This is a genomic window from Pseudomonas sp. EB271-G4-1 (assembly GCF_058791355.1).
The window spans coordinates 1-15,823 of the sequence record NZ_JBYTEO010000041.1 but is presented as its reverse complement, the minus strand read 5'-3'; the positions used below and the strand labels follow the sequence as shown (position 1 = coordinate 15,823).

The 15,823-nt window shown below is 59.4% G+C and carries 16 protein-coding genes; 8 read left to right on the top strand and 8 right to left on the bottom strand.

The window, feature by feature from the left end; all coding sequences use genetic code 11:
• Window positions 1-104: 104 nt before the first annotated feature.
• Window positions 105-1,904 (top strand): bifunctional diguanylate cyclase/phosphodiesterase, encoded by a 1,800-nt coding sequence (locus AC3WWR_RS20050; RefSeq protein WP_020796788.1) that lies wholly within the window; start codon window positions 105-107, stop codon window positions 1,902-1,904.
• A gap of 115 nt (window positions 1,905-2,019) precedes the next feature.
• On the opposite strand, the gene AC3WWR_RS20045 is transcribed toward AC3WWR_RS20050, so the two are convergent.
• On the bottom strand, window positions 2,020-2,784 hold the full coding sequence (locus AC3WWR_RS20045; RefSeq protein ID WP_020796787.1) for an SDR family NAD(P)-dependent oxidoreductase: 765 nt from the start codon (window positions 2,782-2,784) through the stop codon (window positions 2,020-2,022).
• 245 nt (window positions 2,785-3,029) lie between these two features.
• Here AC3WWR_RS20045 and AC3WWR_RS20040 point away from each other — a divergent pair, with 245 nt between their 5' ends.
• Window positions 3,030-3,899 carry a helix-turn-helix domain-containing protein gene (locus AC3WWR_RS20040; RefSeq protein WP_492599000.1) on the top strand — a complete coding sequence of 290 codons (870 nt, stop codon included), beginning with the start codon at window positions 3,030-3,032 and terminating at the stop codon, window positions 3,897-3,899.
• Between the two features lie 20 nt (window positions 3,900-3,919).
• Here AC3WWR_RS20040 and AC3WWR_RS20035 read toward each other — a convergent pair whose 3' ends face one another.
• Window positions 3,920-4,828, bottom strand: coding sequence for a LysR family transcriptional regulator (locus AC3WWR_RS20035; protein WP_033043076.1), 909 nt, complete (start codon window positions 4,826-4,828; stop codon window positions 3,920-3,922).
• 144 nt (window positions 4,829-4,972) lie between these two features.
• Between AC3WWR_RS20035 and AC3WWR_RS20030 the strand changes: the two genes are divergently transcribed.
• From AC3WWR_RS20030 to AC3WWR_RS20020, 3 genes are all read left to right on the top strand, one after another.
• Window positions 4,973-5,533: an NADPH-dependent FMN reductase gene (locus tag AC3WWR_RS20030; RefSeq protein WP_020796784.1), complete on the top strand. Its 561-nt coding sequence runs from the start codon at window positions 4,973-4,975 to the stop codon at window positions 5,531-5,533.
• A 130-nt stretch (window positions 5,534-5,663) separates the two neighbouring features.
• Window positions 5,664-6,401, top strand: coding sequence for an SDR family oxidoreductase (locus AC3WWR_RS20025; RefSeq protein ID WP_020796783.1), 738 nt, complete (start codon window positions 5,664-5,666; stop codon window positions 6,399-6,401).
• 174 nt (window positions 6,402-6,575) lie between these two features.
• Window positions 6,576-7,403, top strand: a complete 828-nt coding sequence (locus AC3WWR_RS20020) for an alpha/beta fold hydrolase (protein WP_454866233.1) — start codon at window positions 6,576-6,578, stop codon at window positions 7,401-7,403.
• Here AC3WWR_RS20020 and AC3WWR_RS20015 read toward each other — a convergent pair.
• Window positions 7,400-8,491: a DUF3616 domain-containing protein gene (locus AC3WWR_RS20015; protein ID WP_020796781.1), complete on the bottom strand. Its 1,092-nt coding sequence runs from the start codon at window positions 8,489-8,491 to the stop codon at window positions 7,400-7,402. The two genes, AC3WWR_RS20020 and AC3WWR_RS20015, sit on opposite strands and share 4 nt — an antisense overlap.
• Before the next feature lie 352 nt (window positions 8,492-8,843).
• Between AC3WWR_RS20015 and AC3WWR_RS20010 the strand changes: the two genes are divergently transcribed.
• Complete coding sequence (locus AC3WWR_RS20010; protein ID WP_083349627.1) at window positions 8,844-9,524, top strand: polysaccharide lyase family 7 protein; 681 nt, start codon at window positions 8,844-8,846, stop codon at window positions 9,522-9,524.
• 140 nt (window positions 9,525-9,664) lie between these two features.
• Here the strand turns inward: AC3WWR_RS20010 and AC3WWR_RS20005 are convergent, their stop codons facing one another.
• From AC3WWR_RS20005 to bamJ, 5 genes are all read right to left on the bottom strand, one after another.
• Window positions 9,665-10,072 carry an SEL1-like repeat protein gene (locus tag AC3WWR_RS20005; protein WP_083349628.1) on the bottom strand — a complete coding sequence of 136 codons (408 nt, stop codon included), beginning with the start codon at window positions 10,070-10,072 and terminating at the stop codon, window positions 9,665-9,667.
• Entirely contained in the window at window positions 10,073-10,444 is a 372-nt protein-coding gene (locus AC3WWR_RS20000; RefSeq protein ID WP_020796778.1) for a hypothetical protein, read from the bottom strand.
• Window positions 10,441-10,782 carry a helix-turn-helix domain-containing protein gene (locus AC3WWR_RS19995; RefSeq protein WP_033043089.1) on the bottom strand — a complete coding sequence of 114 codons (342 nt, stop codon included), beginning with the start codon at window positions 10,780-10,782 and terminating at the stop codon, window positions 10,441-10,443. The genes AC3WWR_RS20000 and AC3WWR_RS19995 overlap by 4 nt, the downstream gene beginning before the upstream one ends.
• A 114-nt stretch (window positions 10,783-10,896) precedes the next feature.
• Window positions 10,897-11,352: a YkvA family protein gene (locus tag AC3WWR_RS19990; protein WP_020796776.1), complete on the bottom strand. Its 456-nt coding sequence runs from the start codon at window positions 11,350-11,352 to the stop codon at window positions 10,897-10,899.
• 308 nt (window positions 11,353-11,660) lie between these two features.
• The gene (bamJ, locus tag AC3WWR_RS19985) at window positions 11,661-12,374 is read right to left on the bottom strand and encodes a BamJ family beta-barrel-assembly machinery protein (protein WP_020796775.1); all 714 of its coding nucleotides are present in this window, start codon (window positions 12,372-12,374) and stop codon (window positions 11,661-11,663) included.
• Window positions 12,375-12,629: 255 nt separating this feature from the next.
• Between bamJ and AC3WWR_RS19980 the strand changes: the two genes are divergently transcribed.
• Both AC3WWR_RS19980 and AC3WWR_RS19975 read left to right on the top strand, forming a co-directional pair.
• A complete protein-coding gene (locus tag AC3WWR_RS19980; RefSeq protein WP_020796774.1) occupies window positions 12,630-14,438 on the top strand; it encodes a di-heme-cytochrome C peroxidase in 1,809 nt (602 codons plus the stop codon).
• The gene (locus tag AC3WWR_RS19975) at window positions 14,435-15,568 is read left to right on the top strand and encodes a catalase family protein (RefSeq protein WP_033043082.1); all 1,134 of its coding nucleotides are present in this window, start codon (window positions 14,435-14,437) and stop codon (window positions 15,566-15,568) included. The genes AC3WWR_RS19980 and AC3WWR_RS19975 overlap by 4 nt, the downstream gene beginning before the upstream one ends.
• The last annotated feature ends 255 nt before the right edge of the window (window positions 15,569-15,823 follow it).

Sequence of the window (15,823 nt, the reverse complement as noted above, 5' to 3'; positions counted from 1 at the left end):
CGGAGCGTCATCAAATAGTCATCATTCTGTCGTGAAATAACGGACCGGTAGCGCCTCTTTTAACCAAGAGCACGCCCGGTCCTTTTTTTTCGCCAGAGATCGCCATGACCACAACCGAACAGCTGAGTGCCTTGAGTTCAATCCTGGCTCAAAGCGGTTTGCACAGCCTGTTCCAACCCATCATCAGCCTCTCCGAGCGACGCATCCTGGGCTACGAAGCCCTGAGCCGCGGCCCCTCCAATAGTCCGTTGCACTCTCCTGTCGCCCTGTTCGCCGTCGCCCGCCAGGCGGGTCGCCTCAGCGAACTGGAAATCGCCTGCCGACAGAGCGCGTGCCGGCGCTTCAACGAACAACAGCTACCCGGCAAACTGTTCCTCAACGTCTCCCCGGAATCCTTGCTCGAAGCCGCCCACCAGCCCGGTCGCACCTTGCAGTTGCTGCAGGATTTCGGCATTAAACCGAACCAGGTGGTCATCGAACTCACCGAGCAGACCCCCACCGACGACTTCCAGCTGCTGCACACCGCCCTGCATCATTACCGGGCCATGGGGTTTTCCATTGCGCTGGACGATCTGGGCGCGGGTTACTCCAGCTTGCGCCTGTGGTCCGAACTACGTCCCGACTACGTGAAGATCGACCGACATTTCATCGACGGCATTCACCTGGATGCCCTCAAGCGCGAGTTCGTTGGCTCGATCCTGCAAATTGCCAACGCCTCGCGGGCACAGGTGATCGCCGAAGGCATCGAATTGCCGGAAGAACTGGCGGTACTGACCGAAATGGGCGTCGACCTGGTCCAGGGCTATCTTCTCTGCCGGCCACAGGAACATCCACCGCGCGATGCCCGCACCTTGATGCCCAGGCGCGACAGCAGCGCCGTGGCGCTGGGCGAAGACGGCAGCGACCTGAGTGCCCTGCTCAACGACCAGCCCGCGGTGGCCCGCCACACCCCGACCGCCACCGTGCTCGAAGCCTTCCGTCGCCAGGCCAACCTGAACTCGCTGGCGGTGCTGGATGAACAAGGCCAGCCTTGCGGTATCGTCCATCGCCATTCGCTTTCGGATGCCCTGCTCAAGCCGTTTGCCACCGACCTGTTCGCCCGCAAACCGATCAGCCGCCTGATGAGCGACGACTTCCTCGCCGTCGAGCTGGGCCAGTCGCTGCAGCAAGTCAGCCGGTTGATCACCAGCCGCGCCCGGCAACGCATCGAAGAAGACTTCATCATCACCCTCGATGGCAATTACCTGGGCCTGGGCCGGGTGATCGACGTGCTCAAGCTGATCACCGAACTGAAAATCCAGCAAGCGCGCTACGCCAACCCCCTGACCCTGCTGCCGGGCAACGTACCCATCCAGCAATGCCTGACCCGCCTGCTGCAACAGCAACGCGAATCGCTGATCTGCTACGTGGACATCGACAGCTTCAAACCCTTCAACGACATCTACGGCTACGGCCGTGGCGATGAAGTGCTGTTGTGCCTGGCGCAATGCCTGAATGATCGCATCGATCCGTCCCGAGATTTCGTCGGCCACATTGGCGGCGATGACTTCCTGCTGGTGCTGGGCCCGGACGACTGGCGCAAGCGCTTGAACCAACTGCTGGAGGACTTCCAGGGTCAGTGCCGACGTTTCTACCGCAGCGAACACCTGGAAGCCGGCTGCTTCATCGCCCCCAACCGCCAGGGCACGCGCCAGGAATTCCCATTGTTGTCACTGTCGGTCGGCGTGGTGCATCTACACCCACAGGCCTGCGCACATCTCGATGCCAGCCGGTTGGCGGAAATGGCCTCGCAGGCCAAGCATCACGCCAAGGATGTGCCGGGGTATAGCGTGCATGTGATGGATAGCCTGGAGGGGACGGGGCGAGGGAGTGAATGGTTGATGGCGCCATCGCACTCCACTTGACCAGCCGTCTGCAGTTGACCTGACCACGAGTTCAGCGGATTTACCAGCATGCTTGGTCACCATGACCTGCGCAGGCTGCTCATTGCTTCAGTGCTCAGACTGTCAGGTCACCCCATCAACCAGCGGTGACAGTCATGCCACCGTCGGCCATGACCACGGAGCCGACGATGAAGCTCGCGCGGTCCGAGGCGAGAAATGCCACCACTTCGGCGATTTCCTCAGGCTGCGCGGCACGGCCAATGGGAGCGGCTTCGCCATGCCGGGCCAGGAAGCCGGGACCGTCGTCAACCACGTCGTTGAGGATGTTGGTCACCACGTCGCCGACGCCGATGGCATTGACTCGAATGCCATGCTCGATTACCTCGAGCGCCAGCGTGCGGGTCAACTGGGCCAGTGCGCCTTTTGATGCGGTGTAAGCGGCAATGGTTGGGAATGCGAAATAGGCTGCGTAAGAGGCAATGTTGACTATCGCTCCCGATTTATTGGGCATCATCGCCTTGACCGCTTCGCGGCAATGCAGGAAGGCCGCGGTTGCGTTGACCGCCTGGATGCGCTCCCAGTCTTCGCGGGTCATGTCGATGACCAACTTGTTGATGATGATCCCGGCGTTGTTGACCAGAATGTCCAGCCGACCGAACGTCTCGACGGCCAATCCGACTGCGCGCTCGGCGACGCCGTCTTCGGTGATATCGGCCACCAGTGGCACTAACCCGGGGCGGGCGAGTTCTTCGACGCTGGGATTGCGGTCTTCAGCGATGACCTTGGCGCCGCGCGCATGCAGCAACAGTGCGATAGCCTTGCCGATGCCACTGGCAGCGCCGGTGACCAGCGCGACTTTGCCTTCGACTTCGTTGGGGATGCTGTGGTTGATCTCAGTCATGGTGCTCTCCTGCATTGCAAGCCACCGAGATATTCAGCGGCTCAGCGCCCGTGAGGCGCTGTCGTTATCGACGGCTTCACTGTCTCGCAATGGGCTGGATTGAGCTTTCGCAGGCTTGCCGAAGCTGTCGGAGTTTTGCGCTAACGTTAATACCGCCCCCAGCTTTTTCGATGGAGCCGCCAGTGCATCCGCACGACTATGAAGACCTGACGCCGCTCGATGCACAGCGCATCACGGCCGAATCGATGCCACGCCATCTGCCGGGAACACCGCAGGTGGTGCCGCGGCTCCCGCAGATGCCGGATGTGGTGGTGCAGTTGTTCAGCCATCAGAGCACCGTCGAGCCGATCCTGGTGCCTGCCGTGGTGGAGCCTCTGCTGGTATTGGTCCTGGCTGGAACGGCCAGGGTCGAAGAACGCTCCCTCGGTGGCGCATGGACAGCCGTCCAGGTGCAGGCTGGCGACTTCTTTCTCACCAATACAAGCGAGCCTTACGAGATGCGCTGGCAGACAATCGGGGGTGACACCTTCGAAGTGATGCATCTCTACCTCGGCCTTCCACTGATCGACCAGGCTGCCCGTGATCTTCTGGGCGAGCACACTGCTTCGGTGACTTTCCTCGATGTCTCCGGTGCCCGGGATGAGCGCGTGAATTTCATGCTTGATCAGTTGCGCCTGGAGTTGATCGAGGAACCTGAGCCCAGCCTGTTGTTCGTACACAGCCTGGCTCAGGCGCTGACCGTTCACCTGATACGCCGTTATCTCGATCTGCACAGCGCTCCCCGACGCAGTAATGCACTACAGGCTTACAAGTTGCGACGCGTCATCGATGCGATGAACGAGCATCTGGCCGATGAATTCCGCCTTGCGCACTTGGCTGATATCGCCGAACTGAGCGAGTATCACTTCAGTCGGATGTTCAAACGCGCCACCGGGCTGGCGCCATCGCAGTACTTCATCCGTCTGCGCATGAGTCGCGCCCGCCATCTGCTGCTTGAGACCGATCGCAGCATTATTGATGTTGGATTGGAAGTGGGTTATTCCAGCCCCAGCCATTTCTCCCAGGTTTTTCGTCGTGAGGTGGGTGTCACGCCCAGCGCTTTCCGCCAAGCGTGACATGCCCTACAAGTTCGCGATTAGTGGATCGTGAGGTTTGCCGCCAGAAAATCCATGAAGACTCTGACGCGTGTGGGCAACTTTCCTCCCTGCCCTACGTAAACCGCATGCACTTCAGTTTTCGCAATGGGCATGAAGTCCTGTAATACCGGGAGAAGCCGGCCATCCGCAAGATCGTGCTCGACCTGGCAAAATCCTACGCGCGCAAGGCCGAGCCCGAGGATTGCAAGTTCCCGTACTCCATTGCCGTCACTGACCCGTGCATTGCCGGTCACGGATACCGGAACAGGTAGGCCGTCATCGCCCATGAAGTTCCACTCCATCATGGGTTGGCCAAAAGTGAACCCCAGACAGTTGTGGTCTACGAGATCGGCCGGAGTTTTTGGTAGGCCGCGTGCTGCCAGATAGTCCGGTGATGCCACGATGAGAGTTCGCGTCTCGCCCAAGCGCCTGGCCACCAGATTGGAGCTTTTGAGCGGGCCGCTGCGGATGGCCACGTCAGCGCGTGCGCTGATCAGATCGACGACTTCGTCGCTGAGGAAAACCTCCACTGATACCCCTGGGTGGTCTCGCAAGAAAGTCTTCAACAGGGGCAGCAGGTACAAACGCCCGATGTCGACATTGCAGTTGACCCGCACTGTTCCCTGAGGTGCGCTGCTTGCCGCCGCCTCCTGCTCCGCCTCATCGAGCGCGGCCAGGATAGTCAGGCTGCGCTCATAGAACGCGGCCCCTTCAGGGGTGAGCAACTGCCGTCTTGTCGAGCGATTGAGCAGACGCGTCCCCAAGCGGTTTTCCAGCCTTGAAACCAGCTTACTGACCGCTGATGGGGTCATCGCACAGTGCCTGGCGGCAGCCGTGTAGCCGCCATCTTCAACGACCCTGACGAACACGTTCATTTCGGCGAAGCAGTTTATGTCCAACCGTCTCATATGAATTCACGTCACAAGTTGTATGCCCCAGAACCGGCTATATCTGCCGCGCTCCCGCTCATACTCTAATCCAGAGCCTGAAAGGCGCAGGTGAAATTCAGCAAATGACGTGCCACCACTTGGATACCAAGTCTGGAGGATGAGATGAATAACGAGATGAAACTGGTCCTGATTCACAGTGGTGAAGATGAAGAAGGACTACAGCCTGCGCTGGTGAACTGGGTTGCCGATGTTCTAGCGCAACGTGCGGAGTTCGAACCCTGGTGGGTAGAACCCGCCCACCTCATGGCCAGGTCTGACAATGCAGTCGTTCAGGAAAGTCTTCGTCATTTGGCCGACGCTGATGCGTTCCTGATCATTACATCGGAACACCGCAATGTGCATCACTGCGAGCTGAAAGCATTCATTGAACGGGTTTCGGATCGTTGGCACGCAAGGCCGGTGGCATTCATCGGCTACGGCGCAGCGTCGGGTGGACTGTGTGCGATTGATCAGCTTCGCCAGATACTGGCCGGACAGCACGCAGTACCCATCTGCAATTTCGTGTCCTTCCCTGATCCTTGGGCGCTAATCGATGGGGATGGAGTGTTACGTCAGCCTGATCAAGCCAGGCTTCCAATGGCTCGAATGCTGGTACAGCTGAACTGGTGGGCGAGAGCCCTGAAGGCTGCGCGGCAACAGATGCCCTATGCACTGGTGAGCTGAACCTTAGTGCAAAAGCTTCACCGCAGAAATAGGCAAAAGGTACGCAGTATTTGACTAACGGAAACGTGTTGTCCGTCCCTAACCTTGTTTCCAGACCCGCTTCCTGGGCGAACAGAAGAGGAAACCGATCATGTTGAACATCAAGGACAAAGTCATCGCAATTACCGGTGCAAGCAGCGGTATCGGAGAGGCTGCCGCGCGACTGCTGGCTAGCCAAGGCGCGAAAGTAGTACTCGGCGCGCGTCGTACCGACCGACTTGAAAAGATTGCTGGCGATATCAACGCCTGCGGCGGCAGGGCTGAATTCCGTGCCCTGGACGTCACAGACAGAAAGGATGTCCAGGACTTCATTGACTTCGCCGTTACCTGTTTCGATCGGGTCGATGTGCTGGTCAATAACGCGGGTGTGATGCCTCTTTCCAAACTCGAGGCACTCAAGGTGGATGAGTGGGACCGTATGATTGACGTGAATATTCGCGGAGTGCTGCACGGTATCGCTGCCACGCTACCGCTGATGCAGCGCCAACGGACGGGGCAGATCATCAATATTGCCTCTATTGGTGCCTACGCAGTGAGCCCGACCGCGGCCGTTTATTGCGCCACCAAGTACGCCGTCCGGGCCATTTCCGAAGGTTTGCGACAAGAGGTGGGCGGCAATATTCGGGTTACCGTCATCGCCCCGGGCGTCACTGAATCAGAGCTGGCCGAAAGCATCTCTGATGAAGGGGGGCGCGCAGAGATGAAAGAGTTTCGCAAGATCGCGATTTCGGCCGACGCCATAGCGAGAGCAATTACCTATGCCATTGAACAACCTGCGGACGTGGATGTAAGCGAGCTGATCGTTCGGCCGACGGCGAGCCCATTCTGACGAGGCAGGCAATTGCCAGGTGGCCAGCGTATTGGCCACGGCCTCGCAGAACGAGGTCGTTCAACCGATTGAATTCATCAGGGTTGATGTTGAAATGGTTTCCTTGGCTAATCGGCCAGGGATCATCTGCACCCCAGACGCTGTCTTAACAGCGGGCAGGCCCAAGGGGAAACCATGACCACGCAAAAAATCACCATCAAAGACCTGCAGTTGAACGTTTCCATCCGCGGCCAAGGCTCACCGCTGCTCTTGCTCAACGGCCTGGGCGGTTTGATCCGTACTTTCGACCCCTTGCGCGATGAACTGGCGGACTACAGGACCATAACGCTGGACGTGCCCGGGGTCGGCAAATCGCAAATGCCGCGCTGGCCAATGCGTCTGCCGCGCCATGCCGACCTGATCGCCGAGCTGCTCAAGCAATTGGGCATCGACCAGGTCGATGTGTTCGGCGTAAGTTGGGGCGGTGCATTGGCGCAGGAATTCGCCCTGCGTTACCCGGGGATGGTGCGCCGGTTGATCCTGGCGGCGACATCGGCTGGCCCGGCAATGCTGGTGAAGCCCGCCGACATCCTGGACTTTTTTGCCAGCAGCAAAAGCCCCAGGCAACACACGCAAAAAGGCTCGCGCAATTCACTGCAGACACTGCTGCGCTTCGGTGTGATAAAGGGCATGCTCACGGCCAACCCGCGAACCTATTACCACCAGCTCACCGCCCTGGTCGGCTGGACCAGCCTGTTGCGGCTGTTCCGTCTGCGACAGCGCACGCTGATTCTCACCGGCGAACGCGACACCCTGGTGCGGCTGTACAACGCGCACATCCTGCGCCGCACCATTCGCCGAGCCGAACTGCGCACCCTGCAGGGCGAGGGGCATTTTTTCGTGGTGACCAGCGCCAGGCGAACCGCCGAAGCGATACGCGAATTCCTCTGCCAGCAGCACGACGATGAAGAGCCGGTGCCAATGATGGGTGACGCCCGCGTTGACGTCGATGTACTTGGCTAATCCAGGATGAACAGGTCCCCTTCCACATCCGTATCGCCGTGTTTACGACTCTGCGCCGCAGAGTCGTAGACGATCATCAGAACCTCCCCAGGCTGCCCGCCCGATTCAAACAGACACATGCCTTCAGCGTGATCGTTGCCTTGCCCGAAAGGCACCTCCAGCACCTTCTCCAATTGATCGGCGAAAACCACGTTTTGCTCGTCAGACGCGAAACCGCCGCCCCAGCGCAAGACCGTTACCGGACCGTCCAGCTCCATCGTGGGGCCCGCCAGGATCAGCAGATCGTCACCGCGGGTGCACAGGTCACGCAAGCCCAGGCCATTGAGCGCGAAGAAGTGCTTGCGGTAGCGGCACCCATCCGGACCGATCTTCTTTAGCACCAGGGTGTCAGACGAAGCGTCGTTCAGCTCGGGTTCGATCTCCAACAACACGGCCCAGCCGCGTAGCACCGGCCCACGCAGCCCCAGCAGGAGACGCGAGCCGATCATCACCATCCCTTCGATATCGAAGCCGTTGTCCTTACCCGGGATACGCAGGAAGTCGCGTAGCTGAGGATCTTCAGCAATAGCCGCGGTCAGGTCGTTACCGACTTCGTTGCCCCGCAGCTGCGCCGCTGTACGTCCATCGGCATCCACTTTCCTGGCGAGTACATAGCTGTCGTCCTGCTGCACGACAGGGATGCGGGCCAGCAGAAAACGATTGCCATGCGCCTCTACCGTCGACAGGCGCTTGATATTCTTCTGTGCAGAAGTGCCGGCCTTGCACTTCTTGCGCTTCAGGCTATGAGAGCCCACCACCCAGAGGTAACCACTGTCAGGAACATAGGCCAAGCCCTCGATATCGATCTCGGCGTCTTGTTTCGGTAGGGGCAGATCCAGATAGTCCAGGAGCGGAAACGAATGGTGCTCGTCGCACCTTACAACACCGTCGGGCGCAGCATCCTGGATTTTCAGGCGTTCCAGGCTCGTGGTTTCGTCGTTCGCAACCCAGAGTGTGTCGTCAATCTGCTGAACGACAGAAAGGCCATCGCGCAACGACGCAAGCTCCGGATCAAAGCTCAACAGCGCAAAATTGCTTCGGCGGCTCATGAGCGGTCTCCTGTCTTTATGGCGCGGCGGCCGGTTATTTAGAACCGGATTCTGCGCGTGTTCTTCATCCAGTGCATGCACTCGTCCCTTCCGACCTGAACGCTGGTGTTGGCCTGGGTCCCTTCTCTGCAGCGACTGCGCACCGCGGATTAGTTCCATCCAAAACAAAAATAGCCGACGAACGGTAAAACCCGTAGGCACAAAGCCTGCACCAAACACCTTGACGAGCATTTGACGTCAATCTACCGCCATACGGATTTTCCTAATCAGCAGGCCCAATTGATACAGCTCAATAGCGTCGGTTCGAGTGCAACTGTGGCCGCAACATTCCCCCGCATACAGGATTATTGACATGATCGATCTCGCCACCTGGAATTTAAGCATCCCTGAAGGCAGCCCACCGGCCACAATAGAAACACCTCGATTGGCGCAAGGCTTCAAGGACCAGTATTTCAGCTCCGAAGCCGCTACGCTTTCCTTCTGGGCACCTGTGACCGGTTCCAGGACGGCCAACGCTATTTATCCGCGCAGCGAGTTGCGGGAAACCTATAGTGATGGAACGCTGCGCAACTGGCAGTACTCAGCGGCGGATAACATCCTGCGGGCGAGCCTGACAGTCAATCAGGTCCCCAGCACCGGCAAGATCGTGATTGGACAGATTCACAACAAGGACAGCAACAAACCCATGGTGAAGCTGGAATACCAATACAAAACGTCGGCTTCGACGGGGAACATTGTCGCCAAGGTACGCATGCACCCCGACGATGAAGAGGGCCGGGTCATTAACATTGCGACGGGTGTGCCACTCGACCGCGACTTTTCCTACCAGATCCACCTCAGCCCGAAGGGCGCACTGGGCATCAGCGCAGCAGGAAACAACTGGAGAACCACCATCGACCCGAGCTGGAAGACTAAACCACTCTATTTCAAAGCAGGGGCGTATGTGCAGGACAACACCGGCTATCCCACCGAGGGCGCAAGAGTGACGTTCAGGATGCTGGAGATCCAACACAACATTAAGTCGCCTCTCTAGGTGACTAGAGTTGGCACGCCGATCCGAAGGGTGAAGACTCAAGTGGGCTTCCCCGTCGATCGGCTACCAAGTGATCGCTGTCTGAAACTCAACAACGCGGGCGGCAGGTGCCCTTGTTTGCTTATCGAAGAATAAACGAATTACTGCGAAGACCCGCCAGCCGCCAACTCTTTGAGTTTGATCTCGGCCAATGGATGTCCGGCCTTGGCCGCCATTGCCCAGAACCGCGCCGCTTCCGCCGGATCCGGCGCCTTGCTCGGGCTGCCAGCCAGACTGATCACACCCACTTGGTAGGCGGCCTTGCCATCACCGGCCAGTGCGGCCATGCGCAACAGCCGAATACCCTCTTCCCGCGCGCCCAGCCCGACACCACGAAAGGTCAGGATGTGCCCGTAGAAACTCTGCGCGCCGACATCGCCCAGGTTGGCCATGCGTGAGAATTGACCCTCCATCCAGCGCCAGCCGCGAGGCTGGCGCACGAACCATGGCCAGTGAAACAACCGGCGGGCCAGCCAGTAGCCGGCCCGCGCCTTGAGCTTCAGGAACACTCAGGCTTCCGCCGATTCGGGGTACTCGTATTCGAATACGCGAACCACTTCCGAGGCATGCCATGAGGCAGCGGCGACGCCGTCGGACGGGCCGGTGAAGCGCCCCAAGCGCTCGACGCATTCGAAGAATCCGGTACGCGGCAAGCGGCTGGCACCCTGGCTGATCACCAGGGAACTGCGCAGCGGCTGTTCGGCCTTGGCATCCAGTGCGGCCAGATGTTCAAGTGCGGCGGTCAGGGTTTGCATGGCGGGCGTAGGAAGCTGCAATCGCTCCAGCAATGCCCGGTAGGTCAGGAGGTGACGCTGTCGGCGCGCCTGATCCAACTCGCCCAGCAATCCATCCCAGTGTTGACGACTGATGCGTACGCTCACGATTCATCCCTCCACCCTGGCACCGTCAATTCCCAGGCCAGGCTGCGGCGAATCGCGGCGTCGGGCAGACGCTCGCCACTTTCGATCATGGCCAGGTAAGACGGGCTGATGCCTACCGTGCGGGCGAGCGCCTCGATGGCGATGCCCTTCCCTTCGCGCAAACTGCGTAATTGATCCAGACCCGGAAGAATGGTGTCTGGCGTTGTCGCGAGCGGCGTCGGGGCCGCACGTGACGGTGCTTCGTTGATGCCTGCTGCTTTCAGTAGAGCCTGATACTGAGCCCACGGCAGAACCGCGTATTCGGGCTCGCCTTCGCGTGTAATTATCTGAATATCCATGATTACCCCGTAGGACAACAACACTTAGCGAGTCGGCACTTTTCCCTAGAAGTGTAATCCTAACAGCGGCCAAGGTCGCGGGGGCTATCTATATGAAGCACAGACGGGATCGAATCAGGTTTTTTTCGGTTTCTGCAGCTTGAGTTGTTCAGGGGTGTCGGGCAATCGCTCGACCACCGCGAGCTTTTCCGGGACCTGGCGTTTGCGCCAGGCGCGGAAGGCGTTGAGTTCATCGTCGAGAACTTTCATCAGCCAGGCCAACACGGCGATGTCATCGATCATGCCGAACAGCGGCAGAAAATCCGGAATGGCATCGACCGGACTGAGGAAATACATCAGGCCGGCGACCACCGATATCAGCGCCTTGGGACTGATGGCCCGGTATTCGCCACGCCAGTACGCCAGGCACAACGCCTGTAACAGGCGCAGATCATCCTTGAGCTTGCCCAACCGGTTACCCTGGCTGGCACTTTTGCTGGCCACCGCAAACAGTAAGGTCGGCAAGCGCCCACGGGCGAGCAGGCGTCCGGCCAAGGGCAGGAAACGAGCAAAATTCCAGGGTGCTTTCATGATGCCTCCGGCAGAAATGTTATCCACACAAATTGTGGATAACCTTGTGAACAGAGCCACTTTTCATGGCTGAAAGGCCCGCTGCATAAGGGCTGCACTTAGATCGGGCGTTTTTTACCCATCTAAAAAAACCTAATATTTCATTGACTTGGAGGTCTGCCGAAGGTTAGGCACGGCCCCCACACTGACTATGACTTCAGTGTACGGCAACTGTTCGCTTTGTTTACCTGTGTACAGGTTCGTGCAATCAACGCCAGATGCAACAACGCCCCGCATTAGCGAGGCGTTGTCGTTAAAGCAGACGCGAATTACTTGGCAGCGTCTTCTTTTGCTGGATCCTTGATTCCCAGCAGTTCCAGGTCGAACACCAGCACCGAGTTGGCCGGGATCGCCGGGCTTGGGCTTTGCGCGCCGTAAGCCAGTTCGCTAGGAATATACAGCTTGTACTTCTCGCCTACGTGCATCAGTTGCAGGCCTTCGACCCAACCCGGGATCACACCGCTAACCGGCAAATCGATCGGGCTGCCGCGCTCGACGGAGCTGTCGAAAACGGTGCCATTGGTCAGCTTGCCGGTGTAGTGGACGGTCACTACGTCAGTCGGCTTTGGCTGGGCGCCATCGGCTTTCTTTTCCACTTCATATTGCAGGCCCGAAGCGGTAGTCACGACGCCAGCTTTCTTGGCGTTTTCTTCGAGGAATTTCTTGCCGGCAGCTGCCGACTCTTCACTCATCTTGGCCATACGCTCTTCAGCACGCTTTTGCAGCGCGGCGAAGGCTTCTACCAATTCTTCATCCTTGAGTTTCTGTTCTTTCTTGCCGACCGCATCTTCAATGCCCTGGGCAACGGCTTTGGAGTCCAGATCATCCATGCCTTCCTGAGCCAGGCTCTTGCCCATGTTCAGGCCAATTCCGTAGGAAGCTTTTTGCGCCGGGGTTTTCAGCTCTACGCTGGTTTGCGAATCGCAACCCGCAAGTACCAGGCTAACCAGGGCCACCGCCGCCGCCAACCGATGCTGTTTCATGCTATTTCCTTGTTCATGCGCCTAAAGGGCAATCGAGTAAAGTCGCGAGCTTATCAGGCGGCCACGACCAATGGCTACCGGCATGAGAGCCACAAACTGGCGATAAGTTCAGGTGTTTAAACGCATTTCACCATGCTGATGATGAAACTTCCGTCATCTTGCACTCAGGGAGGCTGAACATCTGGCGTAATGGCCCCTTGCCGCATCCCTGGCCCTAAGGCATAACGGTAGCAATAATAGACAAGGATGGTCCACGTGCGCCTTTTGCTCCGCTTACTGGCTCTTTTTGTTGCTTTGGTGGTCCTCGCCCTGGCCGTGGTCCTGTACTACGTCGCCAACCCGAAACTGCCGCGCCACGCGGCCGCGCAACAGGTGCATTACCTGGAGCAATGGAACGCCGAAGACCGCCAGCGTTACTATTTCACGCCCCAGGGCACTCAGGTAAAGGGCTTGCACTACGACTGGTTCACCGCCCTGGAACTGCCCTTTTCACAACAACGATTCGCCGCGCCGGAGTACCTCGCGCGCTTCGGTTTCCTGATCGACCCCGAGCAGAAACCCACGCCGAACAACCCCGGCAACCTGCCCGTGGGCTTCGCACGGCATCAGAATCCCGGCAGCGCGGATACATTTCTGGATATTACCTGCGCCGCCTGTCACACCGGTGAACTGCGCTTGAACGGGCAAGCCGTGCGCATTGACGGCGGCTCTGCGCAGCATGTGTTGCCCTCCAGCGTACCCACCTTGCAGGGTGGCAGCTTTGGCCAGGCGCTGGTCGCGAGCCTGGCTTCCACTTACTACAACCCCTGGAAGTTCGAACGTTTCGCCCGCAACGTCCTTGGACCGGACTACGAGGCCGGGCACCAGGCACTGCGCGAGGCATTCAAGGGTTCCCTGGATACTTTCCTGAAGGTGGCCTGGAACGATACTCACCGCGGGCTCTACCCCACCGAAGAAGGTCCCGGGCGTACCGACGCGTTCGGGCGCATTGCCAACGCCAGCTTCGGCGACGCAATTTCCCCCGCCAATTACCGCGTGGCCAATGCCCCCGTCGACTACCCACAGTTGTGGGACATGTGGACCTTCGACTGGGTGCAGTGGAATGGCTCGGCGCAGCAGCCCATGGCGCGCAATATCGGTGAAGCCCTGGGAGTAGGCGCTACGCTGAGCTTTTTCGATGCCGAAGGGCAGCCCCTCAAGGACGACAATCGATACCCGTCCAGCGTCCGGGTGCGGGATCTGCACCTGATCGAACAAACCTTGCAACGACTCAAGCCGCCGGCCTGGCCGGAAGAATGGTTGGGCGCGGTGGACAAGCCGCTGGCCGCCAAAGGTCGCGCGTTGTTCGCAGAGAACTGCGCCGGTTGCCACGTACCGCGCGTCAGCATCAGCGAAGGGCGCCCGGTGCAACAGTTGAAAATGCTGCCCGTGGAGGTAATCGGCACCGACCCGGGCGCCGCCAACAATATCGCCGATCACCGCTTCGACCTGACGGCCTTGCAGTGGGACCCGGCCGAGTTGGCGCGCCTGGACGTACAACTGCATCCAGCCCCCACCGAACCTCTGGACCTGAGCCAGCTGTCGGTGGCCAAGGGGCTGGCGTATGTCACGGCATTCGTCGGCAACCGCGCCTATCGCGAGGCCGCCGTCACGCCGGCCGAGCGCGCGGACATGGATGGCTTCGGCCTGCCGATCGGCGTCCAGGAACTGCGCGCCTACAAGGCCCGGCCCCTGCCGGGTGTATGGGCGACGCCGCCGTTCCTGCACAACGGTTCGGTGCCGAGCATTTATCAATTGCTTTCGCCCCAGGACGAACGCGCCACCACCTTCTACAAAGGCACCTTCGAGTACGACCCGCGGCATTTGGGCTATCGCACCGAAGCCTTTAGCAATGGCTTTGTGTTCGACACGCGCATAACCGGCAATCACAACAGCGGGCACGAGTTCCGCGCCGGCAAGCGTGGCAACGGCGTGATCGGACGCTTGCTGCAACCCGAAGAGCGCTGGGCGTTGTTGGAGTATTTGAAAGTGCTGGGCGGCCCTCTGGAGGCGCAACTGCCATGAAACGACTCTGGATGCGCCTGGGCGCCTTTCTCGGCAAGGCCCTGCTCTGTTTGCTGGTCCTGGGGTTACTCGGCTGGGCATTGGCCACGGCATGGTTCGCCTGGCAGCACCGTGGACCGGTATCTACGCAAGAGCTGATCCCCAACGGTGAAGCCGCAATGACCCAGGACATCATCCAGACGGCGGTGCGTATCGTCGACCAGCACCGTGAAAGCACACGCTACCTGCGCGATGCCCACGCCAAGGCTCACGGCTGCTTTAAGGCCGAAGTGCAGGTGTTATCGGAACTGGCGGCAGAACTGCGTCAGGGTGTGTTCAGCGAGCCAGGCAAAACCTGGCAGGCGACCCTGCGCCTGTCCAACGGCAACGCCTACCCTCAATTCGACAGCATCCGCGATGCCCGGGGCATGGCGATCAAGCTGCACGATGTGCCCGGCAAACAGCTGCTTGACGATCAACCGGGTCGAGGTGAACAGGACTTCGTGATGTTCAGCCATCCGAACTTCTTTGTCAGCGATGTCGCCGAGTATCGTCAGAATGTGGCTGCCCAGGCGGATGGCAAAAAATTGCTGGCGTTCTTTCCGGGCTGGGACCCGCGCACCTGGCAGGTCCGCCATCTGATTATCGCCCTGGCGACACTCTCCCCCGCCCCGGAAAGCCCGACGCGCACCACTTACTTTTCGGTTTCGCCCTACAAGTTCGGTGAGGCCAATGCCAAGTTTCGGGTCGTGCCGGATCCTGGTAGCTGCCCGGCCTACACCTTGCCCGCGCAGAACCGTGAGTTACCGAATTTTCTGCGAAATGCGCTGTACCAGCAGTTATCGACCGATCGGATGCCCGCGTGTTTTGTCTTGCAGATACAGCGGCAGGACCCCGGCAAGTACATGCCGATCGAGGACACCAGTATTGAATGGCAAGAGAACGATGCGCCCTTCGAGACGGTGGCGCGGATCACCCTGCCCGCCCAGGATTTCGACACCCCGGCACTGAACCTGCAATGCGATAACCAGTCGTTCAACCCTTGGTTCGGGCTTGAGGCGCACCGCCCCATCGGCGGGATCAACCGACTGCGCAAAGCCGTTTACGAAGCTGTGAGCGATTACCGTCATGCTCGTAATCAAGCTATGTAGGAGTAGGAGCGAGCACGCTCGCGAAAAACTGGAGGGCACCACGGGGTGTCAGGTATCCCGCGTCATCGTTGACGTCCATCGCGAGCATGCTCGCTCCTACAGTGAAGGAAAAGCCAAACGCCAGACAGCAAAAAGCCCGCATTAAGCGGGCTTTCTGTGGTGACCTGGCGTTCAGTGTTCCAGGTTACCGAATATGGCGCAGCGGACGGGACTCGAACCCGCGACCCCCGGCGTGACAGGCCGGTATTCTAACCG